The following is a 20,942-nucleotide window of genomic DNA, read 5'->3' as shown; positions in this document are numbered from 1 at the left end:
GTCCGGAGTCGCGCTACTGCCCCGCTGGCGTGTATGAATTCGTCAAGAACGATGAAGGCAACGAGCGGCTTGTGATCAATGCGCAGAACTGCGTGCACTGCAAGACCTGCGACATCAAGGACCCGACACAAAACATCGTATGGGTCACGCCGGAAGGTGGTGGCGGGCCGAACTACCCGAATATGTGATTGATGTTTGGCTTGCCTTCGCGGCGCACTGTTCGGAACAGAAGGACTGTGTTGCGGGGGCAAGTTTCGATAGTGCGTTCGCGCTATCGCCTATACGCTCTCTTCCGCGTTTCGCTGCCCCTTCGCCGTTTTCTCTTATGACGATGGCTCGTGCACGACCGGGTCTCGCCCGGTCGGCCCGCCAATCCATTCAATCCTGAAATCGTCGATACGGTAGTCCGCTGCGCGACGCGCTTACGGCGCCGCATCAGCGGGACCCGCGTTAAGGCGCGCTCGCCGCGATCTTCGGCGTGCTCACCGAAACATCGCCGCATTGCCCCCGATGCCGCAGCGCATGATCAATCAGCACGAGCGCGAGCATCGACTCGGCGATCGGCGTCGCGCGAATGCCGACGCACGGGTCATGCCGCCCGAACGTTTCGACGATGGCTGGCTGCCCCGCCTTGTCGATCGAACGACGCGGCGTACGGATGCTCGACGTCGGCTTGATCGCGATCGACACCGTGATGTCCTGCCCCGTCGAAATACCGCCGAGCACACCACCCGCGTTATTGCCGACGAAACCTTCCGGCGTCAGCTCGTCGCCATGCACGGAGCCGCGTTGCGCCACGCTCGCGAAACCCGCGCCGATCTCGACGCCCTTCACCGCGTTGATGCCCATCATCGCGTGCGCGATGTCGGCATCGAGGCGATCGAACAGCGGCTCGCCGAGACCGACCGGCACACCGGACGCCACCACGTTGATGCGCGCGCCGATCGAATCGCCGTCCTTGCGTAGCGCGTCCATATACGCTTCGAGTTGCGGCACGATGTCGGCGTTCGGCACGAAGAACGGATTCTCGTGCACCTGCGCCCAGTCGACGAACGGCACGTCGATATCGCCGAGCGCCGCCATATGGCCGCGAATTTCGGTGCCGAATTTCTCGCGCAGCCACTTCTTCGCGACCGCGCCGGCCGCCACTGTCGGCGCCGTCAGCCGCGCCGACGAACGGCCGCCGCCGCGATAGTCGCGAATGCCGTATTTCTGCCAGTAGGTGTAGTCGGCGTGACCTGGGCGGAAGGTGTCGGCGATGTTGCCGTAGTCCTTGCTGCGCTGGTCGGTATTGCGGATCAGCAGCGCGATCGGTGCGCCGGTGGTCTTGCCTTCGAACACGCCCGACAGGATCTCGACCTTGTCTTCTTCCTGACGCTGCGTAACGTGGCGCGACGTGCCCGGCTTGCGGCGATCGAGTTCGAACTGGATATCGGCTTCGTTGAGCGCCATGCCCGGGGGGCAGCCGTCGATCACGCAGCCGATAGCGGGGCCGTGCGATTCGCCGAAGGTCGTGACAGTGAAAAGCGTACCGAGCGTGTTGCCGGACATGAGCGTCGTCCAAAGAAATGCGGGGAAGCCGCTATTATGCCAGCCCGCCGGGCTTGACCGGCCATCGCCGATCAGGCCTGACGGAACGATCGGCGCGAAAACGCGCCGAAAAGCCGGGTGGGTTGCGACGTCATAGGCGGTCCGCCACCGGGAGGGAAAAAGAAATCGGGTCGGCCGCGACAATCGACACCGCGGCCGCCGCCATCGCGCCCCACACTATTTCCGCGCACCGCGCAGCTCGCTCACGATTTCCTGCAGCCGTTCGGGCGTCGCCTGCTCCGGCTCGATCGGCTCGCCCACCGCGAGACTCAGCCGGCTCATCATCCCCTTCCCGATGGGCCGCGGCCAGTGCGTATCGACGGCGCGCGAAAACACGCTGCCCCACAACCCGCGCAGCGCCATCGGAATGACTGGCGCCGGTGTGCGCTTGACGATCTCGGTCACGCCGTGACGGAACGGATTCATCTCGCCGGTACGCGTGAGCTTGCCTTCCGGGAAGATGCAGACGAGCTCGCCCTCGGCGAGCGCCTGCGCGCAACGGTCGTAGGCTTGCGCGAGCAACGCGGCGTCCTCGTGCGCGGGCGCGATCGGAATCGCCTTCGCATCGCGGAACAGCCAGCCGACGAACGGCGACTTGAATATCTGATGATCCATCACGAAGCGGATCGGCCGCGGGCTCTCGGCCATGATCACGATCGCATCGACGAAACTTACGTGATTGCACACGAGCACGGCCGCGCCCTCTTGCGGAATCCGCTCGGCGTGCACGAGCCGGATCCGGTAGAACGTGTGCACGAGCAGCCACGCGATGAAGCGCAGCAGGAACTCGGGCACGAGCGAATAGATGTAGCACGCGACCACGACATTCAGCAGCGCGGTGACGAGGAAGATCGCCGGAATGCTGAAGCCGGCCGAGGTCAGCACCATCGCCATCAGCGCCGAGACGATCATGAACAGCGAATTGAGGATATTGTTCGCGGCGATAATGCGCGCGCGATGGCTCGGCTGGCTGCGGCTCTGGATCAGCGCATAAAGCGGCACGCTGTACAGGCCGCCGAACAGCGCGAGCAGGAACAGGTCGGCGAGCACGCGCCAATGCGCGAAGCGGCCGAGAAACTCGCCGACGCTCAGCAGATGCCCGGCCGGCGGCAGCGCATGGCTTGCGAAAAAGAGGTCGATGGCGAACACGCTCATGCCGATCGAGCCGAGCGGCACGAGGCCGATTTCGATGCGCCGCTTCGAGAGCCGTTCGCACAGCAGCGAGCCGATGCCGATGCCGATCGAGAAGGTGCCGAGCAGCACGGTCACGACGTCGGGATCGGCCGAGAGCACGTCTTTCGCGAAATTGAAGAACGACGCGAGGAACGTCGCGCCGATGAACCACAGCCACGAAATGCCGAGCAGGCTCAGGAACACGGTGCGGTTTTCGCGCGCGAGCTTCAGGTTGCGCCACGTTTCGCTGAACGGATTCCAGTTGATGCGCAGATCGGCCTGCGGCGCCGGCGTGGCCGGCACGAAGCCCGACACGACGCGGCCGACCAGCGCGATCGCGATACACGCGCAGGCGAGCACCAGCGCGCCGTGCCCGACCATCCCCGCGCCCGCGCCGCCGATGATCGTGCCGATCAGGATCGCGACGAAGGTGCCCATCTCGACCATGCCGTTGCCGCCGACCAGTTCCGCCTCCGACAGATGCTGCGGCAGATACGAGTACTTGACCGGCCCGAACACGGTCGAATGCACGCCCATCAGGAACGTGCACAGATACAGCAGCGGCGCGGCATGCAGCCAGAAGCCCGCGCCGCCGATCAGCATCACCACGATCTCGAAGCTCTTGACGAGCCGCGTGAGCTTCGCCTTGTCGTACTTGTCGGCGATCTGGCCGGACGTGGCCGAGAACAGCACGAACGGCAGAATGAAGATCGCCGAGATCAGGAACGCCGCGGTTTTCGGATCGACGCCGGAAAAACGCGCCGCCTGATACGTGACGAGCGACGTGAAGCCGATCTTGAAGACGTTGTCGTTCATCGCGCCGAGGAACTGCGTCCAGAAAAACGGCGCGAAACGGCGCTGGCGCAGCAGACGGAACTGGGATTCGTGCGCTTCATGCGCGCGAGCGGCGCGACGGGCGGCAGGCAAGGGACGATCGTTCATGAGGTTGGGGAAAGGGCGCGGGAAAATCGCGCGTTGCCCGTCCGGCGACCGGGCAGAAAATCGGGCAGAAAAAAAGCGCGCGCCTGCGCGCACGCTCTGTGAGCAGATTCGCGCCCGCGGCATGAGCCCGGGCGCGACGCCGGATCGACACGCATCAGCGCGTCGGCTGCTGCTCCTGCTGCTGTTCTTCCGGCCAGTCGCGGATATAAGCCTTGAGCATGCGGTTCTCGAAACCCTGCTCTTCGACCACCGCCTTCGCGACGTCGTAGAACGAAATCACGCCCATCAGCGTACGGCTTTCCATGACCGGCAGATAACGCACATGGTGTTCGAGCATCATGCGGCGCACTTCGTTGACGTCGGTTTCCGGCGTGCAGGTGAGCGGATGATCGTCCATCACCTTGCGGATCGTGGAGGTACCGACGCTGCCGCCATTCTTGCTCAACGTCATGATGATTTCACGAAACGTCAGCATGCCGACGAGATCGCCGTACTCCATCACCACGAGCGAGCCGATATCGTGCTCGGCCATTGTATTGACGGCCTCATGCAGCGCGGTATCCGGCGTGACCGTAAAAAGGGTGTTGCCCTTGACCTTAAGAATGTCGCTGACTCGCATGATCTATCTCCTGATACCACTCGTCTGGCAATGCATGAAATGATTTTTCGATCCTAGCGGAAAGGCCCATAAAAGGAAAGCGGGCCGCCCGGCCTGGCGCGGCGGCGCTTGCATCATGCCGGATCCGTGCGCCGGCATGAACGCGTCGCGCTCCGCCCTCCGGGCACAGGCCGGCGGACTCGCGGACAGCCCCGCGGGAAAGCCGCGCTTGATACGGCGCGCGCCGGTGATACGATGGCCGGCCACCCTCATCCTTTGCGAGGCCGCCCGTGGCCCCGCCGCCCACGATGTCCGCCAACCGTTTCGATACGCTTGCGCTGCACGCCGGCGCCGCGCCCGACCCCGTCACCGGCGCGCGCGCCACGCCTATCTACCAGACTACCTCGTTTTCGTTTCGCGATCCCGATCACGCCGCGGCGCTCTTCAACATGGAGCGCGCCGGCCATGTCTACTCGCGCATTTCGAACCCGACCGTCGCCGTATTCGAGGAACGCGTGGCCGCGCTCGAAAACGGCGCGGGCGCGATCGGCACCGCGAGCGGCCAGGCCGCGCTCCACCTCGCGATCGTCACGCTGATGGGCGCCGGCTCGCATATCGTCGCCTCGAGCGCGCTGTACGGCGGCTCGCACAATCTGCTGCACTACACGCTGCGGCGCTTCGGCATCGAGACGAGCTTCGTCAAGCCCGGCGACCTCGACGCGTGGCGGGCGGCGCTACGTCCCAATACGCGCCTGCTGTTCGGCGAAACGCTCGGCAATCCGGGCCTCGACGTGCTCGACATCGCCGCGCTCGCGCAGATCGCGCACGCACACCGCGTGCCGCTGCTGGTCGACTCGACCTTCACGACGCCCTATCTGCTACGGCCCTTCGAGCACGGCGCCGACTTCGTCTATCACTCGGCGACCAAGTTTCTCGGCGGCCACGGCACGACGATCGGCGGCGTGCTGGTCGACGGCGGCACGTTCGACTTCGACGCCTCGGGCCGCTTTCCCGAATTGACCGAGCCCTACGACGGCTTTCACGGCATGGTGTTCGCCGAGGAAAGCACCGTCGCGCCGTTCCTGCTGCGCGCCCGCCGCGAAGGTCTGCGCGACTTCGGTGCGTGCCTGCATCCGCAGGCCGCGTGGCAACTGCTGCAAGGCATCGAGACACTGCCGCTGCGCATGGAACGGCACGTCGCCAATACGCGGCGCGTGGTCGAGTTCCTCGCCGCTCACGCCGCGGTCGAAACGGTCGCTTACCCCGAGTTGCCGACGCATCCCGATCACGCGCTCGCGCAGCGGCTGCTGCCGCGCGGCGCCGGCGCGGTGTTCAGCTTCAATCTGCGCGGCGACCGCGCGGCCGGGCGCGCGTTCATCGAAGCGCTGTCGCTGTTCTCGCACCTCGCGAACGTCGGCGACGCGCGCTCGCTCGTGATCCATCCGGCCTCGACGACGCATTTCCGCATGGACGCCGCCGCGCTCGCCGAGGCGGGCATCACGGAAGGCACGATCCGCCTGTCGATCGGTCTCGAAGACCCCGACGACCTGATCGACGATCTCAAGCGCGCGCTGAAGGCCGCCCAGAAAGCCGGGGCGCAGGCCGCCGCGACGCCGCGCGCGGGCGCCGCGCAACAGAACGCCGCCGCGAGCCGCACCCCATCTGGCGCCACGCCCCCGTCCCGCCCGGAGTCCGCATGATCGTCACCGTTCAGGGCCAAGCCGCCTACGCCTATACCGGCGGCAAACCGTTCGACGCCAGCCTGCCCGCCGCGGTGTTCATTCACGGCGCGGAGCACGACCACAGCGTGTGGGCGCTGCAAAGCCGCTACTTCGCGCACCACGGCTTCGGCGTGCTCGCGGTCGACCTGCCGGGCCACCGCCGCAGTGCCGGCCCCGCGCTCACGAGCGTGCCGGCGATGGCCGACTGGCTCGCCGCGCTGCTCGACGCCGTGGGCGTGGCGCGTGCGTTCGTGGCCGGCCACAGCATGGGCTCGCTGATCGCGCTCGACTTCGCGGGCCGCTACCCCGAACGCGCGACGCATCTCGCGCTGCTCGCGACCGCGATGCCGATGGCCGTCTCCGACGCATTGCTCGACGCCGCACTCAACCGCGAGCCCGAGGCGATCGGCATGGTCAACCAGTGGTCGCACTCGACGCTGGCGGCCAAGCCGTCCTGCCCGGGCCCGGGCTTCTGGCTGCACGGCATGAACCAGCGGCTCATGGAACACGTTTCGGCGAGCGGCGAACCGCACCTGTTCCATACCGACTTCACCGCCTGCCACACCTACGCCGACGGCCTCGCCCGCGCGGCTCAGGTGCGCTGCGCGACGCGGCTGATCGTCGGCCGGCGCGATGCGATGACGCCGCCGCTCGCCGCGCAGGCAATCGCCGGCGCGCTTGCGCAGGCCGGCACGCCGGTCGACACGATCACGCTCGACGCGGGCCACGCCTTGATGACCGAGCAGCCCGACGCAACGCTCGATGCGCTGTTCAGCTTCGCTTCGCGAGCGCCGCGCTAGGTGTCGCGGTGTCGCAGAGGAAGTCGTCGCGAATGGTCAAGATACCGGAGCCAAACGCGCCCTGCCATCGTCCGAATGGCCAGGTTGCACGCGAGGCGCGACAGCCGGAAAATGTTCGAAGTCAGTCTTCTTCAGCTCGTGTCCGATAACGGCCGGCACGCGGTAAAACCAACTCGCGGCAACGGCGGGCAACCACGGGCAGCGGGCCGGCAATCGGGCTGCATCCATAAGCTGCGTTCTATCCGGAGGCCACCATGGCTCATACAGCGCACACCGATCACTTCGCGAATTTCGCGGAGTTTTACCCGTACTACCTCAGCGAGCATCGCAACCCGGTCTCGCGGCGGCTGCACTTCGTCGGCTCGCTTGGCGTGATCGGCTGCCTCGCCATGGCGCTCGCCACCGGCGACTGGCTATGGCTGCCTGCGGCGGTGATCTGCGGCTACGGCTTTGCGTGGATCGGCCATTTCTTCTTCGAGAAGAACAAGCCGGCCACCTTCCGCCATCCGCTCTACAGCCTGATGGGAGACTGGGTGATGTTCAAGGACATCTGCGTGGGGAAAATCTCGCTGTAGTTGCGTGCTGCAATTGCGTGTTGTGGCTTCGAGCCGTCGTTGCGTGCCGTCGTTGCGGCAAAAACCCACCGCTGCGAACCGCAACCTCACGCCGCCGGATGCGGCAGCGAAGCCGCCTCGCGCGCGCTTCCCGCTGCCCGGGCCGACCTTGTGGCCGCGCGTGCCGCCAGCAGCGCGGCGAGCGTGAGCTTCAGCCTGTCGTTATCGAGCGCCGCCAGCAGCATCTCGCTGTCCACGCGCGTCGACTCGAGTTCGAGCTGATACGTGAGTTCCGCGCGGTCGATCACGAACAGATCGAAGAGCCGCTGCACCGTGGCCTGTGCCGGGTTCACGACCAGCACGTAGTGCGGCCCGGCCCGGTCTTCCTGCAGGCGCGCGATCCACTCGATCTCCTCGAGCCGCTGCAGCAGCATCAGCGTCGTGTCCATATCGCGGCGAAGCATGCGCGCGAGCTCGGGCATCGTGTAGCCCGGCTTGCCGGCCTCGCGCGCCTCCGAGAGCCGCGCGAGCAGTTCGAGCGAATCGAACAGATTGCTGCCGTTGAAAACGGGCCGGTGAAACTGGCCGATGCGGATCGCCGGCAAGGCCGACGAGATCATCGCGCCCGTGAGCGTAATGAACCAGCACAGGTACATCCACAGCAGGAACAGCGGCACGGCGGCGAACGCGCCATATACCGCGGTATAGGTCGGAATGCGGCGCACGTAATAGCCGAAACCGCGCTTGCCGAGTTCGAAGGCGACCGCCGCAATGACGCCGCCGATCACCGCGTCGCGCCATTCGACACGGCAGTTCGGCAGATAAACGTAAAGAATCGTGAACGCGAGCGCGGTGAGCGGCAGCGCGGCGCCCGCGAGCGCCCATTCGATCAGCGGCGTGATGCGCTGCGCGGCCGAGAACGACATCGATTGCGTGAACAGATACGACGAAATGGACAGGCTCACGCCGATCAGGATCGGCCCGAGCGTGATGATCGCCCAGTAGACCAGCACGCGCTGCGCGACGGGCCGCGCCTTGCGCACGCGCCAGATCACGTTGAACGCCGATTCGACGGTCATCATCGTCATGACCGCGGTGACGAACAGGATGATCATGCCGATCGTCGTCAGCCCCTTGGCCTTCGAGGCGAACTGGTTCAGATACTTGAAAATCTGGTCGTTCAGCTGCGCGGGCATCAGGTGGTCGGCGAGAAAAAACTGCAGCGACGCCTGGAACGAACTGAAGATGGGAAACGCGGTGAACAGCGCGAACGCCACCGTGGCGAGCGGCACGAGCGCGAGCATGGTCGTGAACGTCAGGCTGCCCGCGACCTGCGGAATCCGGTCCTCGCCGATGCGTTGCGCGGCAAACTGCGCGAGCCGCCTGAGCGTGTCGAGATCGAAACGCACCCTGGACAACAAACCTGCCTCCTTGCTGACTGAACCGCCAGATAAACCACTACCGCGGGACTGCGCGGACCGCACGCGGCGCGAGGCCGAACGCACCTGGCCGAATGGCCATGAGCGGCCTGTGCAGCGGACCGAGCCCCTATAATACCCGTTCACCGATGAGGCCTATGAAAGACATTCTCGTGCTTTATTACAGCCGTCATGGCGCCACACGCGAACTTGCGCTCGCGATTGCGCACGGCGTCGACAGCGTTCCCGGCATGCAGGCGCGCGTGCGCACCGTGCCGGCGGTTTCCACGGTCTGCGAGGCGAGCGAGCCGGACATCCCCGCCGAAGGGCCGCCCTACGTCGAGCTGCGCGACCTCGATGAATGCGCGGGCCTCGCGCTCGGCTCGCCGACCCGCTTCGGCAACATGGCGGCCGCGCTCAAATATTTTCTCGACGGCACCACGCCGCAGTGGCTCTCGGGAGCGCTCGCCGGCAAGCCGGCCTGCGTGTTCACGTCGACCGGCAGCCTGCACGGCGGCCAGGAATCCACACTGCTCTCGATGATGCTGCCGCTCCTGCATCACGGCATGCTGCTCGTCGGCATTCCGTACACCGAGAGCGCGCTCTCGACCACGCAAACCGGCGGCACGCCCTACGGCGCATCGCATTTCGCGCGCGCAGGCACGGCCGGGCAAGGCATCTCCGCCGACGAGAAAACGCTCGCGATGGCGCTCGGCGCACGCGTCGCGCGCACGGCGGCGTCGCTGACCGAAAGACCGTGAGCGAGTGACTGACTGGGTAGCCAGGTAGCCAGATAAACGAGCGAGCGAACAAGCAAGCAGGCAATCAAGCGAGCAACCAAGCGTGAGCGAAAAGCCGTGAACGATCCCGATCTGCAGCCAGCCGAGCGCGAGGATAGCCGTCGAGCCACGCATGCGCACCGTGCCGAATCCCGGGCCGCGAACCCGCCCGGCCACGCCGCGAATGCGGCGCACGCAGCGCAGGCGCCGCACGCTCCCCTCGCGGCCGGCGCATCGTTGCACGCCACCGCCGTGCCCGTGCAGCCGAAAACCACCGCCGCGCGCGTCGCCGCTGTCACGCTCGTCGCGATGATCGCGCTGGCCGTCACCTGGGAAGGGTGGCTCGCGCCGCTGCGTCCGGGCGGCTCGCTGCTCGTGCTCAAGGCGTTGCCGTTGCTGTCCGCGTTGCCGGGCGTGTGGCGGCGCCGGCTTTATACGCTGCAATGGGCGTCGATGCTGATCCTGCTGTATTTCGCCGAAGGTGTCGTGCGCGGCTGGAGCGATCACGGACTCAGCGCGCGTCTCGGCTGGCTGCAAGCCGTGCTCGCGGTGATTTTTTTTGCGAGCACACTCGCGTATGTCGGACCGTTCAAGCGCGCGGCGAAACGGCGGGCGAAGCAGGCGGCCGCCGAGGCGGCCAACGGCACCGCTGGCAGCGAAACCCGGCATGACTGAGCAGACCGCCCCGAACGACTTGTCCCACGCCCCGCACCTCAACCTGACCGAGCTGCCCCCATGACCCCGACCGACTTTCTCACCGCCTGCCGCGACGCCATCGGCGCGGCCCACGTCCTGACCGACCCGCACGACACCGCGCCCTATCTCACCGACTGGCGCCGCCGCTACACGGGCGCCGCGTGCGCGGTACTGTGCCCGGCCACCTCCGCGGAAGTCGCGGCGCTCGTGAAACTCGCCGCCGAGCATCGCATCGCGCTCGTGCCGCAAGGCGGCAACACCGGGCTCGCCGGCGGCGCAACGCCCGACGCGAGCGGCGCGCAGGCGGTCCTCAGCCTGCGGCGGCTCAACCGCGTGCGCGACATCGATCCGCACAACAACACGATCACCGTCGAAGCCGGCGTGATCCTCGCCGAGGTGCACAAGCACGCCGAAGCGGCCGGACGTCTGTTTCCGCTGAGCCTTGCCGCCGAAGGCAGTTGTACGATCGGCGGCAATCTGTCGACCAACGCGGGCGGCACCGGCGTGCTGCGCTACGGCAACACGCGTGAGCTGTGCCTCGGCCTCGAAGTCGTGACGCCGCAAGGCGAGCTGTGGGACGGTCTGCGCGGCCTGCGCAAGGACAACACCGGCTACGATCTGCGCGATCTGTTCATCGGCGCGGAAGGCACGCTCGGCATCATCACCGCGGCGGTGCTGAAGCTGCATCCGCAGCCGGCCGCGCGCGTGACCGCGCTCGCCGCGCTCGCCTCTCCTCATGCGGCGCTCGATTTTCTCGCGCTCACGCAAAGCGTCGCCGGGCCGCTTTTGACCGGTTTCGAACTGATGTCGGATTTCTGCCTGCGTCTCGTCGGCCGGCATTTCGAGCAGATGCGCTATCCGTTCGCCGAACCGCACGCGCAGGTCGTGCTGCTCGAACTGTCGGACAGCGAGAGCGAGGAACACGCGCGCACGCTATTCGAGGGGCTGATGGAAACGGCGCTCGAACAGGGTCTCGTCGAAGATGCGGTGGTCGCGGAAAACCTCGCGCAGTCGCGCGCGTTCTGGAATCTACGCGAGCACATTCCGCTCGCCCAGGCCGAGGAAGGGCTGAACATCAAGCACGACATCGCGGTGCCGATCTCGCGCATCGGCCACTTCATCGAGGCGACCGACGCCGCTATCGCCGAGGCCGCGCCGGGCGCGCGCATGGTCACGTTCGGCCATCTCGGCGACGGCAATCTGCACTACAACGTGCAGGCGCCCGAGGGCCTCGACGCGAAGGCGTTTCTGCAGGAATACCAGAGCCCGATCAACCGGATCGTCTACGACAGCGTGCACGCGCATCGCGGCAGCATCAGTGCGGAGCACGGGCTCGGCCAGTTGAAAATCGACGAGGCGGCGCACTACAAGCAGGACGTCGAGGTGCGGATGATGCGCGCGGTGAAACAGGCGCTCGATCCGCTCAATCTGATGAACCCGGGCAAGGTGCTACGCTAGGGTTCGAAGCCTGCACGCTCCGGTGCGCAGGCGCTTGCAGGAGTCGCGTCCGTGAAGATTCGCGTGCTGTCCGATCTGCACCTGGAAAACGACGAACCCGAACTGGTTCCGCATGCGCATGCGGACCTCATCGTGCTGGCCGGCGACATCCACAACCATGCGGCCGGTCCGCGCTGGGCCGCGCAAACCTTCGACGACACGGTGCCGGTCGTCTACGTACCCGGCAACCACGAGTACTACGACGGTGAATTCGGCGCGCTCGAAAGCGCGCTCATCGACGCGGCCGCGCAGGTCGACAACGTGCACGTGCTGAACAACGCCGCGCTCGTCGACCCGCAAGGCCGCTGGCGCGTGCTCGGCACGACGCTGTGGACCGACTTCGCGCTATACGGCGCGACACCCGAGGCAATCGAAGAGTCGATCGAGGCCGCGCGCCGCGTGATGCTCGACTATCGCGGGCTGATCCAGATGAACTGGCCGCACGACACGCACGACGCCGCGCGCGACTTCACGCCTGCCGACTCGCTCGCGCTGCACCGTCGGTCGCGCGCGTGGCTCGAAACCGAACTGGCGAAGCCGTTCGCCGGCAAGACGATCGTGGTCACGCATCATGCGCCGCATCGGCTGAGTCTCGCTGGGCGCTATGCCGAGGACCGCGTCTCGGCGGGCTTCGTCAATCATTTGCCGGAACTCGTGCGCGCGCCGGTCGCGCTATGGATTCACGGCCACACGCATACGTCGTTCGACTATACGGTGGGCGGCACGCGCGTCGTGTGCAATCCGCGCGGCTATTTCGACCGGCGCAACGGGCAGTGGGAGAATCCGCAGTTTGCGTGGGATAAGGTGATTGAAATCGGTGGTTGAAATCGGCGCTTGACAGCGCGGGTTGAAATCCGGCGCACGGATGCGCCGAACCGCGCGGCCTGGTTCAAGCGTTCAATGCTCGCGACGCTGGCGCTGCGCATCCTGCGGTTCGATCTCGACCGGCACGAGTTGCGGCTGCTGTTCGCGCATGCGGCGCAGCAGATCGCGCGATGCCGCGATGCCGATCAGTCCAAACATGACGGCCACGCCGATCATCAGGTGCGTATCCATGAATTTGTCGTCCTTCAGTGGTTGCGAGGTGCCGAACGGCGGCGAATCCAGCGCCTGCTGCAAGAGCGGCAGCGCGTGAACCACACGTTAGCAAATCACCCGCGCGCGAAAAGTAAGGAAGTGTTGCGGCGCAGCGCGTATGTAACAGGCTGTCACGCCACGCGGCGCCCCGCCGTTCCCCTACATCAGGCAGGGCGCGCGCATGCGCGAGAAGCGCTCAGGGCGCGGCGCCCTCTCACGAACGCGCGAACTTCCGCAACTCCGCGTGATCGGCGGCGAGCGTCGCCGGCAATTCGTCGCGCAGGAATTCGACCCACGTGCGAATCTTCGCGTCGAGATACTGCCGCGACGGATACAGCGCATACAGGTTCATTTCCTGCGACGTGTATTCGGGCAACAACCACACGAGGTCGCCGCTGCGCAAACCGCTGATCGCCGAATAGATCGGAATCAGGCCGATGCCCATGCCCTGGCGAACGGCCACGACCATCGCCTCGGCCACGTTCACCTGGAACGGGGTCGTGCCGAGCGCCACGGTTTCCTCGCCGTTCGGACCGTCGAAGGTCCATTTGTCGGGCGGAAACACCGGCGCGATCATTTGCAGGCACGTATGGCGCGCAAGGTCCGCCGGCGTTTGCGGCACGCCATGCTGCTCCAGATACGCGGGCGACGCACACACGATGCTGAACGCGCTGCCGAGGCGCTGCGACACGAGGCCCGAATCGGGCAGGCCGGTCGCGAGCGTCAACGACACGTCGAAGCCCTCGTCGAGCAGATCGGGCATGCGCTGCGCGAGCGTCAACTCGATATGCACGTCCGGGTAGCGCTCCTGATAACGCCCCACGGCCGGCACCACGTAGTGCTGGCCGAAGCTCGTCATCGCGTGAACCTTGAGCTTGCCGGACGGGCGCGCGTGCGCGTCGCTGGCCTCGGCCTCGGCCTGATCCACGTACGCGAGAATCTGCTCGCAGCGTTGCAGATAGCGCTCGCCGGCCTCGGTCAGCGCGATGCGGCGCGTCGTGCGGTTCAGGAGCCGCGTGCGCAGATGCGTTTCCAGATCGGAGACCGCGCGCGACGCGTAGGCCGTCGTCGTATTCAAATGCTGCGCGGCGCCCGTGAAGCTGCCCGCCTCGACGACGCGGACGAATACGCGCATGTTTTGAAGCGTGTCCATACTCCTCCCCCCTCTGTCGATCCGGCGTGAGCGGCGCTTCGGCCGCCGCCCCGGAATAGACGCCCCGGCATCCGTTCCGGCCCGCTGCAAGGCAGCGCCGAACAATGCCGGTTAATTGGCCGCGATTGTTACACGATCCGCAAAGGCAATTGTCTCATGTAGCGCAACGATGCCTTGCACCTTTACCGGTTATTCCCCAATCAATCAAAAAATATAATTGCGCACAAGGTTCTATAGTCAATTTTGGAGGAAATCGTGCAGTCTCCGGTACCCAGAGGGATCGCCGCAGCCGCGGTTCTTACGATCTTAATAACAATCGCGGGATGCGCAAGTACCGGAGGCATCGCACCGCAGGCGAACGCGGTCGCCCCGGCATCGCTCGACGCGGGCAACGCGATCCGCGCCGCGAATGCCGACGCGCAGTGGCCCGCCGCCGACTGGTGGCGCGCCTATCAAGATCCGCAGTTGAACCAGTGGATCGCCGACGCGCAGGCCGGCAACCCGAGCCTCGCGGTCGCGCAGGCGCGCGTGCGCGAGGCGGCATCGATGGCCGGCGTCGCGCGCGCGGCGCTCGCGCCGCAGGTCAACGGCAGCCTGTCGATCCAGCGTCAGCGGTGGGCCGACAACGTGTTCTACGGTCCGGGGCCGCTCGCGGGCGAGCAGTCGTGGAACAACACCGGCACGCTCGCCCTCGCCTATCACCTCGACCTTTGGGGCAAGGACAGGAACGCCGCCGAGCGCGCGCTCGACCTCGCCCACGCGAGTGCCGCCGACGCGCGCGCCGCGCTGCTCGAACTGCAGGCCAACGTCGTGCGCACCTATATCGAGATGTCGATGAATTACGCGCTGCTCGACATCGCCAGGGCAACGCTGCAGCAACAGCAGCAAATCGTCGACCTCGCGAACCGGCGTCTCAAGGGCGGCATCGGCACGCAGCTCGAAGTGAGCCAGGCCGAGACGCCGATGCCCGAGTACGAGCGCCGCATCGACGAACTCGAGGAAAAGATCGCGCTCGGCCGCAATCAGCTGGCCGCGCTCGCGGGCAAGGGTCCGGGCGCGGGCGATGCGATCACGCGCCCGACGCTCGCGCTGGGCGCGGCGCCCGCCGGTCTGCCGGCCGCGCTGCCCGCCGACCTGATCGGCCACCGGCCCGACGTCGTCGCGGCGCGCTGGACCGTCGCCGCGCAGGCTCGCGGCATCGACGTCGCCAAGGCCGATTTCTATCCGGACATCGACCTGCTTGCGTCGATCGGCGGTTACGCGGCCATGGGGCCGCTGTTCCAGTTCCTGAAGAATCCGTCGCATAGCTGGAGCGTGGGGCCGGCGCTGTCGCTGCCGATCTTCGACGGCGGCCGGCTGCGCTCGCAGCTCGGCGCGGCCTCGGCGGGCTACGACGAAGCGGTCGAGCGCTACAACCAGTCGATCGTGGGCGCGCTGAAGGACATCTCCGACCAGGTGATCCGCATGCGTTCGCTCGCGACCCAGGCCGACGATGCCGACCGCTCGGTCGCCGCGGCCCGCAAGAACTACGAGCTGTCGCGCGAGGGCTACCGGCGCGGCCTGACCGATTATCTGAACGTGCTGGTCGCGCAAAGCCAGTTGCTGCGCGCACAGGAAGGCGTCGCGACGATCGAGGCCGAGCGCCTCGGCGCGCATGCGTCGCTGATGACCGCGCTCGGCGGAGGACTCGACGAGCCGGCCGATGGTCCGCAGGACAGCGAGACGCTGCCGGCGCACGGCAAGGGTAAAGGCAAGAGCGACGCCGCAAAGAGCACCGACGCCGGGACGGATGCGAAGGCAGCGACGCAAGCAGTAACGCAAGCGGCGGCACAGGCAACGACACCAGCAGCCCAACCAACGGCTGCGGCAAACCACGCAGCCAGCCGCAGCGCCACCCATGCTCCCGCCGCCGTCACCACGCGCGCGGCCCACGCGCCCGCGCCCGAGTGAGAAAGGCCATGTCCACCTCTCCCACCACCGCCCGCCCGGCCTCGCTCGCCACGTGGTACGCGGCGGCCGCCGACTGGGCGCGCACCGACGGCCTCACGTGGATCTACATGTTCAAGGCGCTCGCCGCGTGCTTTCTCGCGCTCGGCATCGCGATGAAACTCGACCTGCCGCAGCCGCGCACCGCAATGACCACCGTGTTCATCGTGATGCAGCCGCAAAGCGGCGCGGTGTTCGCGAAGAGCTTCTACCGGATCTGCGGCACGCTCGTCGGTCTCGTCGTGATGCTCGCGCTGATCGGCCTGTTCGCGCAGCAGCCCGAACTGTTCATCCTCTCGACGGCGATCTGGATCGGCATCTGCACCGCGGGCGCCGCGCGCAACCGCAACTTCCGCTCGTACGGCTTCGTGCTGGCCGGCTACACGGCCTCGCTGATCGGCATTCCCGCCTCGCAGCACCCGGACGGCGCGTTCCTCAGCGCGCTCACGCGGGTCGTCGAAGTCGTGGTCGGCATCGTCTGCGCGGGCGCGGTCAGCGGCCTCGTGTTCCCGCAGTTCGCCGGCCTGCAGATGCGCAGCACCGTGCGCGCGCGTTTCTCGGCCTTCGTCGACTACGTGTCGGCGTCGCTCGCCGGGCGCAACGACCGCGCGCAGATCGAGGCGACCAATGCGCGCTTCGTCGCCGATATCGTCGGCTTCGAGGCGGCGCGCAGCATCGCCGTATTCGAGGGGCACTACTCGCGCATGCGCGGCGGCCGGCTCGCGCGTCTGAACAGCGAGTTCATGACCGCCTCGACGCGCTTTCACGCGCTGCATCAGCTGATGAACCGTCTGCACGCGAGCGGCACGCCGGGCGCCGCGATCGCGATCGCGGCGCTCGAGCCGTACTTCAGGGAGATCGCGCCGCTGCTCGCGAAGTCGGGCGAGCCGGTGCTCACCGCGACCGATGCCGCGCACGCCGCGGCCCAGCTCGAGACCTACAAGGCCGAACTGCCGAAGCGCGTGCGCGCGACGCGCGGCGAACTGGAAACGCAGCCCGACGCGCCGCTGCTCGACTTCGACACCGCCGCCGAACTGCTCTACCGCTTCATCGACGATCTGCACGCCTACGCGGCCACCTACGCCTCGCTGGTGGTCGACACGCACGAGCGCGAACGCTGGATCGAGCGCTACGAGCCGAAGACCAACGCGATCGCAGCGGGCGTCGCCGGTCTGCGTGCCGCAATCGTGATGGTCGTGGTCGGCGCGTTCTGGATCGCGACCGCGTGGCCGAGCGGTGCGACGCTGACGCTGAACGCGGCAACCACCAGCGCGCTCGTGGCATCGACGCCGGACCCGAAGCGCTCCGCGTTCCAGATGGCCGGCGGCACGGTGCTCGCGACGCTGATGGGCATGATCGTGGTATTCGGCGTGTATCCGCACATCGACGGCTTCGCGCTGCTGTGCGCCGCGCTCACACCGTTCCTGCTGCTCGGCGTGTTCATGACCACGCGCCCGGCGCTCGCGGGCTACGGCGTGGGCTACTGCATCTTCTTCTGCTTTCTCGCCGGCCCGGACAACGTCATGCACTACGACCCGAGCGCGTTCATGAACGACGCGCTCGCGCTCGTGCTGTCGATGCTCGTGTCGTCGGTTGCGTTCGCGGTGCTGCTGCCGCCGTCGACGCCGTGGCTGCGCAACCGCCTGCTCGTCGATCTGCGCCGCCAGGTCGTGCTCGCCGGCAGTGCGGGCATGCGCCACGTGCGTTCGCGTTTCGAGAGCGGCGCGCGCGATCTGATGTGCCAGATCAACGCGCTCTCGCCGAACGAGCCTGAAACGAAGCGCGACACGCTGCGCTGGCTGTTCTCGGTGCTCGAAGTCGGCAACGCGGTGATCGATCTGCGCGGCGAAGTGGCGGCGCTGCCGGCCGAGCCGCGCCATGACCGCTCGACGCCGTGGCGCGTCGCGCTGCGCGGCCTGCTCGAGGCCTTGAACGAGCTCTTCGAGCGGCCGCGCGAAGACCGCTTCGAGCGCGCGCTCGCTGCAACCGCCGACGCGATCGCCGAAGTGCAGCAGATGATGAGCCGCTTCACGCCGACGCGCGAAGAACGCCACCAATTGCTGCGCATTCTCAGTCAACTGCATTTCATCCGTACCGCGCTGCTCGATCCGCAGTCGCCGCTCGCCTCGGCGATCGGCGCACGGCATGGGGCAAGCGGCGCGTCAGAAGAAGGAGCTCCTCATGCCACGTGATATCGCCGTACTCGATGCCTACGTGCCGGCCATCGTGCTGCTTTTTATCGCGGGCTCCGCGTTGACCTGGGTGCTCGACCGCGTGCTCGCCTATACGGGCCTCTATCGCGTGGTGTGGCACCCCTCCCTGTTCCGGGCCAGCTTGCTCGTGTCCGTGTGCGGCCTTCTCGGCCTCGCCGTTTATCGTTGACCAGAGTCGAATCATGACCATCCGAAATCTTGTGGGCTTCGTCGCGACAGCCGTCATTTTTATCGTCGCGATCCTGATTGGCCGCGTGCTGTGGGTCCATTACATGGACGAACCGTGGACCCGCGACGGGCGCGTGCGCGCCGAGATCGTCAACGTCGCGCCCGACGTGTCGGGCGCGATCGTCGATCTGCCGGTCAAGGACAACCAGCTCGTGAAGAAGGGCGACCTGCTGATGCAGATCGATCCGTCGCACTACCAGATCGCCGTCGAGCAGGCGCAGGCGGCGGTTGCCGCACGCAAGGCCGAATTGCAGATGAGGCGCGACGACGCGCAACGGCGCGCCGACATGGATGCGCTCGTGGTGTCGAAGGAAAACCGCGAAAACGCGACGCATACGGCGTCGGCCGCCGAGGCCGCCTACCAGCAGGCGCTCGCCGCGCTCGACGCCGCGAAGCTGAATCTCGAACGCACGCGCGTCGTCTCGCCGGTCGACGGCTACGTGACGAACCTCAGCGTGTTCCGTGGCGACTACGCGACCGCGGGCGCCGCCAAGCTCGCGATCGTCGACAGCCATTCGTTCTGGGTCTACGGCTACTTCGAGGAAACCAAGCTGCCGCACGTGCGCATCGGCGACAAGGCCGAAGTGAAGCTGATGAGCGGCGGCACGCTGCAAGGCCACGTGGAAAGCATCTCGCGCGGCATCTACGACCGCGACAATCCGCAAAGCCATGAACTGCTCGCCGACGTGAACCCGACCTTCAACTGGGTGCGCCTCGCGCAACGCGTGCCGGTGCGCGTGAAGATCGATTCCGTGCCCGACGACGTGATGCTGGCCGCGGGCACGACCTGCACGGTGATCGTGCGGCCGGCGACGCGCAAGGCGAGTTGATCGGGCCGCCGCGGGGCGGCGGGGAGCGCAGGGGAACATCAAGCAGCGTCGGAAAGCAGCGAGAGCGGCAGGCGAATCGAAACCCGAATCGCCTGCCGCCTTCGCTTGTGCGTCCGATTCGCGACAAAACTTGTCCGCACAATTCGCTCAAGCCACATTACACTTCGACCCATGCTTACAAACATTGGTTGACGCGGCCCCACGCCGCGGATTTCGCGTGAGACACCGACAAAGACCGCAAAAAAACCCTGAAGACGACAAAAGGGAGCATGAAGGGGGCATGAAGAGCACACGCCAGGCCCCGCACGCGTCGGCCGCCGGTTTCTCACCTTCACTGTGTGCCTTGATCTCCTTCATCTAGCGTATGGAAACGAGCCTCGATAAAAACGCCCTCGCCGGCGCGCCCCCTTCCCCCTCTGCCGCTGCGCCGGCCGTCGCCAAAGTCCAGCGCACGGTTTACTCCGTGCTCGGCGCGATCAGCTTCTCGCACCTGCTCAACGACATGATCCAGTCGTTGATTCTCGCGATCTACCCGATGTTCAAGGAGAACTTCTCGCTGTCGTTCGGGCAGATCGGCCTCATCACGCTGACTTACCAGATCACGGCGTCGCTGCTGCAGCCGCTCGTCGGCAGCTATACCGACAAGCATCCGAAGCCGTATTCGCTGCCGGTCGGCATGGGCTTCACGCTCGCCGGCCTGCTGCTGATGTCGGTCGCGTCGAGCTTCGGCGTGCTGCTCATCGCCGCCGCGCTGGTCGGCTGCGGCTCGTCGGTGTTCCATCCGGAATCGTCGCGGGTCGCGCGCATGGCCTCGGGCGGCCGCCACGGGCTCGCGCAGTCGCTGTTCCAGGTCGGCGGCAACGCGGGTTCGTCGCTCGGACCGCTGCTCGCCGCGCTGATCGTGTATCCGCACGGCCAGGGCAGCATTGCGTGGTTCTCGGCGGCGGCGCTCGTCGCGATCGTCGTGCTCACGCAGATCGGGCGCTGGTACAAGCGTCATCCGTCGGTCAAGAAAGCGCGCGGCCAGGCGACCCACGCGACGCTGCCGCGCAACAAGATCGTCATGGCGATGAGCGTGCTGGTGCTGCTCGTGTTCTCGAAATACTTCTACCTCGCGAGCATCAACAGCTACTTCACGTTCTATCTGATCGACCGGTTCCATCTGTCGGTGCAGGCCGCACAGATCCATCTGTTCGTGTTCCTCGCGGCGGTCGCGGCGGGCACGGTGATCGGCGGGCCGATCGGCGACAAGATCGGCCGCAAGTACGTGATCTGGGTGTCGATCCTCGGCGTCGCGCCGTTCACGCTGCTGCTGCCGTACGCGAACCTGTTCTGGACCGGCGTGCTGACGGTCGTGATCGGCGTGGTGCTAGCCTCGGCGTTCTCGGCGATCCTCGTCTACGCGCAGGAACTGATTCCCGGCAAGGTCGGCATGGTCGCGGGGCTGTTCTTCGGCTTCGCGTTCGGCCTGGGCGGAGTCGGCGCGGCCGTGCTCGGCCAGCTCGCCGACGCGACGAGCATCGCGTTCGTCTACAAGGTCTGCTCGTTCCTGCCGCTGATCGGCGTGCTGACGGTGCTGCTGCCGGATATCGAGGGGAAGCGCGCGAAAGCGTGATGGTTTGAGTGGATGCTGCATGCGGTTGCATGCGAGGGAAAGGCGCCTTGGGGCGCCTTTTTCTTTTGGAAC

The 20,942-nt window shown here is 66.7% G+C and carries 19 protein-coding genes; 13 read left to right on the top strand and 6 right to left on the bottom strand.

Going from position 1 to position 20,942, the window contains the following annotated elements:
- A partial coding sequence (locus F3J19_RS16665; protein WP_205192933.1) for a 4Fe-4S dicluster domain-containing protein occupies window positions 1-188 on the top strand: 188 nt, incomplete at its 5' end.
- Between the two features lie 262 nt (window positions 189-450).
- Here F3J19_RS16665 and aroC read toward each other — a convergent pair.
- The 3 genes from aroC to F3J19_RS16650 all read right to left on the bottom strand — a co-directional run bounded on the left by aroC (window position 451) and on the right by F3J19_RS16650 (window position 4,324).
- Window positions 451-1,551 (bottom strand): chorismate synthase, encoded by a 1,101-nt coding sequence (gene aroC / locus F3J19_RS16660; RefSeq protein ID WP_167043235.1) that lies wholly within the window; start codon window positions 1,549-1,551, stop codon window positions 451-453.
- Between the two features lie 216 nt (window positions 1,552-1,767).
- Entirely contained in the window at window positions 1,768-3,705 is a 1,938-nt protein-coding gene (locus tag F3J19_RS16655) for an MFS transporter (RefSeq protein ID WP_167043234.1), read from the bottom strand.
- 154 nt (window positions 3,706-3,859) lie between these two features.
- The gene (locus tag F3J19_RS16650) at window positions 3,860-4,324 is read right to left on the bottom strand and encodes a CBS domain-containing protein (protein ID WP_167043232.1); all 465 of its coding nucleotides are present in this window, start codon (window positions 4,322-4,324) and stop codon (window positions 3,860-3,862) included.
- A 287-nt stretch (window positions 4,325-4,611) separates the two neighbouring features.
- Here F3J19_RS16650 and F3J19_RS16645 point away from each other — a divergent pair, with 287 nt between their 5' ends.
- The 3 genes from F3J19_RS16645 (at window position 4,612) to F3J19_RS16635 (ending at window position 7,399) form a co-directional block, all read left to right on the top strand.
- Entirely contained in the window at window positions 4,612-6,003 is a 1,392-nt protein-coding gene (locus F3J19_RS16645; RefSeq protein WP_167043230.1) for an O-acetylhomoserine aminocarboxypropyltransferase, read from the top strand.
- The gene (locus tag F3J19_RS16640; protein ID WP_167043228.1) at window positions 6,000-6,824 is read left to right on the top strand and encodes an alpha/beta hydrolase; all 825 of its coding nucleotides are present in this window, start codon (window positions 6,000-6,002) and stop codon (window positions 6,822-6,824) included. Before F3J19_RS16645 ends, F3J19_RS16640 begins: the two co-directional genes overlap by 4 nt.
- 254 nt (window positions 6,825-7,078) lie before the next feature.
- A complete protein-coding gene (locus F3J19_RS16635; protein ID WP_167043226.1) occupies window positions 7,079-7,399 on the top strand; it encodes an Mpo1-like protein in 321 nt (106 codons plus the stop codon).
- An 86-nt stretch (window positions 7,400-7,485) separates the two neighbouring features.
- Here the strand turns inward: F3J19_RS16635 and F3J19_RS16630 are convergent, their stop codons facing one another.
- On the bottom strand, window positions 7,486-8,799 hold the full coding sequence (locus tag F3J19_RS16630) for a YihY family inner membrane protein (protein WP_205192931.1): 1,314 nt from the start codon (window positions 8,797-8,799) through the stop codon (window positions 7,486-7,488).
- Between the two features lie 155 nt (window positions 8,800-8,954).
- Between F3J19_RS16630 and wrbA the strand changes: the two genes are divergently transcribed.
- The 4 genes from wrbA to F3J19_RS16610 all read left to right on the top strand — a co-directional run bounded on the left by wrbA (window position 8,955) and on the right by F3J19_RS16610 (window position 12,593).
- Window positions 8,955-9,557, top strand: coding sequence for an NAD(P)H:quinone oxidoreductase (gene wrbA, locus F3J19_RS16625; protein ID WP_167043222.1), 603 nt, complete (start codon window positions 8,955-8,957; stop codon window positions 9,555-9,557).
- Window positions 9,558-9,827: 270 nt separating this feature from the next.
- Complete coding sequence (locus F3J19_RS16620; protein WP_345889879.1) at window positions 9,828-10,250, top strand: DUF2069 domain-containing protein; 423 nt, start codon at window positions 9,828-9,830, stop codon at window positions 10,248-10,250.
- Between the two features lie 60 nt (window positions 10,251-10,310).
- On the top strand, window positions 10,311-11,729 hold the full coding sequence (locus F3J19_RS16615; RefSeq protein ID WP_167043218.1) for an FAD-binding oxidoreductase: 1,419 nt from the start codon (window positions 10,311-10,313) through the stop codon (window positions 11,727-11,729).
- A 51-nt stretch (window positions 11,730-11,780) separates the two neighbouring features.
- Entirely contained in the window at window positions 11,781-12,593 is an 813-nt protein-coding gene (locus F3J19_RS16610) for a metallophosphoesterase (protein ID WP_167043216.1), read from the top strand.
- 72 nt (window positions 12,594-12,665) lie between these two features.
- On the opposite strand, the gene F3J19_RS16605 is transcribed toward F3J19_RS16610, so the two are convergent.
- Window positions 12,666-12,908, bottom strand: coding sequence for a hypothetical protein (locus F3J19_RS16605; protein ID WP_167042892.1), 243 nt, complete (start codon window positions 12,906-12,908; stop codon window positions 12,666-12,668).
- 151 nt (window positions 12,909-13,059) lie between these two features.
- Window positions 13,060-13,998, bottom strand: coding sequence for a LysR family transcriptional regulator (locus F3J19_RS16600; protein WP_167043214.1), 939 nt, complete (start codon window positions 13,996-13,998; stop codon window positions 13,060-13,062).
- 255 nt (window positions 13,999-14,253) lie between these two features.
- Here F3J19_RS16600 and F3J19_RS16595 point away from each other — a divergent pair, with 255 nt between their 5' ends.
- The 5 genes from F3J19_RS16595 to F3J19_RS16575 all read left to right on the top strand — a co-directional run bounded on the left by F3J19_RS16595 (window position 14,254) and on the right by F3J19_RS16575 (window position 20,870).
- A complete protein-coding gene (locus F3J19_RS16595; RefSeq protein WP_167043212.1) occupies window positions 14,254-15,948 on the top strand; it encodes an efflux transporter outer membrane subunit in 1,695 nt (564 codons plus the stop codon).
- A gap of 8 nt (window positions 15,949-15,956) precedes the next feature.
- Window positions 15,957-18,176 (top strand): FUSC family protein, encoded by a 2,220-nt coding sequence (locus F3J19_RS16590; RefSeq protein ID WP_167043210.1) that lies wholly within the window; start codon window positions 15,957-15,959, stop codon window positions 18,174-18,176.
- On the top strand, window positions 18,166-18,366 hold the full coding sequence (locus F3J19_RS16585; protein WP_167043208.1) for a DUF1656 domain-containing protein: 201 nt from the start codon (window positions 18,166-18,168) through the stop codon (window positions 18,364-18,366). The genes F3J19_RS16590 and F3J19_RS16585 overlap by 11 nt, the downstream gene beginning before the upstream one ends.
- Window positions 18,367-18,379: 13 nt before the next feature.
- Complete coding sequence (locus tag F3J19_RS16580) at window positions 18,380-19,255, top strand: HlyD family secretion protein (RefSeq protein WP_167043206.1); 876 nt, start codon at window positions 18,380-18,382, stop codon at window positions 19,253-19,255.
- A 364-nt stretch (window positions 19,256-19,619) separates the two neighbouring features.
- The gene (locus F3J19_RS16575) at window positions 19,620-20,870 is read left to right on the top strand and encodes an MFS transporter (RefSeq protein WP_167043204.1); all 1,251 of its coding nucleotides are present in this window, start codon (window positions 19,620-19,622) and stop codon (window positions 20,868-20,870) included.
- Window positions 20,871-20,942: the final 72 nt, after the last annotated feature.

The organism is Burkholderia sp. Ax-1724 (assembly GCF_011752995.1).
Taxonomy (GTDB): domain Bacteria; phylum Pseudomonadota; class Gammaproteobacteria; order Burkholderiales; family Burkholderiaceae; genus Paraburkholderia.
The sequence above is the reverse complement of the archived record's forward strand: the minus strand, read 5'-3'. Positions and strand labels throughout refer to the sequence as shown.

Excerpts from the sequence above, each read along its gene's own strand:
- aroC (WP_167043235.1), bottom strand. The coding sequence starts at position 1,551 with ATGTCCGGCAACACGCTCGGTACGCTTTTCACTGTCACGACCTTCGGC.
- F3J19_RS16655 (WP_167043234.1), bottom strand. The coding sequence starts at position 3,705 with ATGAACGATCGTCCCTTGCCTGCCGCCCGTCGCGCCGCTCGCGCGCAT.
- F3J19_RS16650 (WP_167043232.1), bottom strand. The coding sequence starts at position 4,324 with ATGCGAGTCAGCGACATTCTTAAGGTCAAGGGCAACACCCTTTTTACG.
- F3J19_RS16645 (WP_167043230.1), top strand. The coding sequence starts at position 4,612 with ATGTCCGCCAACCGTTTCGATACGCTTGCGCTGCACGCCGGCGCCGCG.
- F3J19_RS16640 (WP_167043228.1), top strand. The coding sequence starts at position 6,000 with ATGATCGTCACCGTTCAGGGCCAAGCCGCCTACGCCTATACCGGCGGC.
- F3J19_RS16635 (WP_167043226.1), top strand. The coding sequence starts at position 7,079 with ATGGCTCATACAGCGCACACCGATCACTTCGCGAATTTCGCGGAGTTT.
- wrbA (WP_167043222.1), top strand. The coding sequence starts at position 8,955 with ATGAAAGACATTCTCGTGCTTTATTACAGCCGTCATGGCGCCACACGC.
- F3J19_RS16615 (WP_167043218.1), top strand. The coding sequence starts at position 10,311 with ATGACCCCGACCGACTTTCTCACCGCCTGCCGCGACGCCATCGGCGCG.
- F3J19_RS16600 (WP_167043214.1), bottom strand. The coding sequence starts at position 13,998 with ATGGACACGCTTCAAAACATGCGCGTATTCGTCCGCGTCGTCGAGGCG.
- F3J19_RS16590 (WP_167043210.1), top strand. The coding sequence starts at position 15,957 with ATGTCCACCTCTCCCACCACCGCCCGCCCGGCCTCGCTCGCCACGTGG.
- F3J19_RS16585 (WP_167043208.1), top strand. The coding sequence starts at position 18,166 with ATGCCACGTGATATCGCCGTACTCGATGCCTACGTGCCGGCCATCGTG.
- F3J19_RS16580 (WP_167043206.1), top strand. The coding sequence starts at position 18,380 with ATGACCATCCGAAATCTTGTGGGCTTCGTCGCGACAGCCGTCATTTTT.
- F3J19_RS16575 (WP_167043204.1), top strand. The coding sequence starts at position 19,620 with ATGGAAACGAGCCTCGATAAAAACGCCCTCGCCGGCGCGCCCCCTTCC.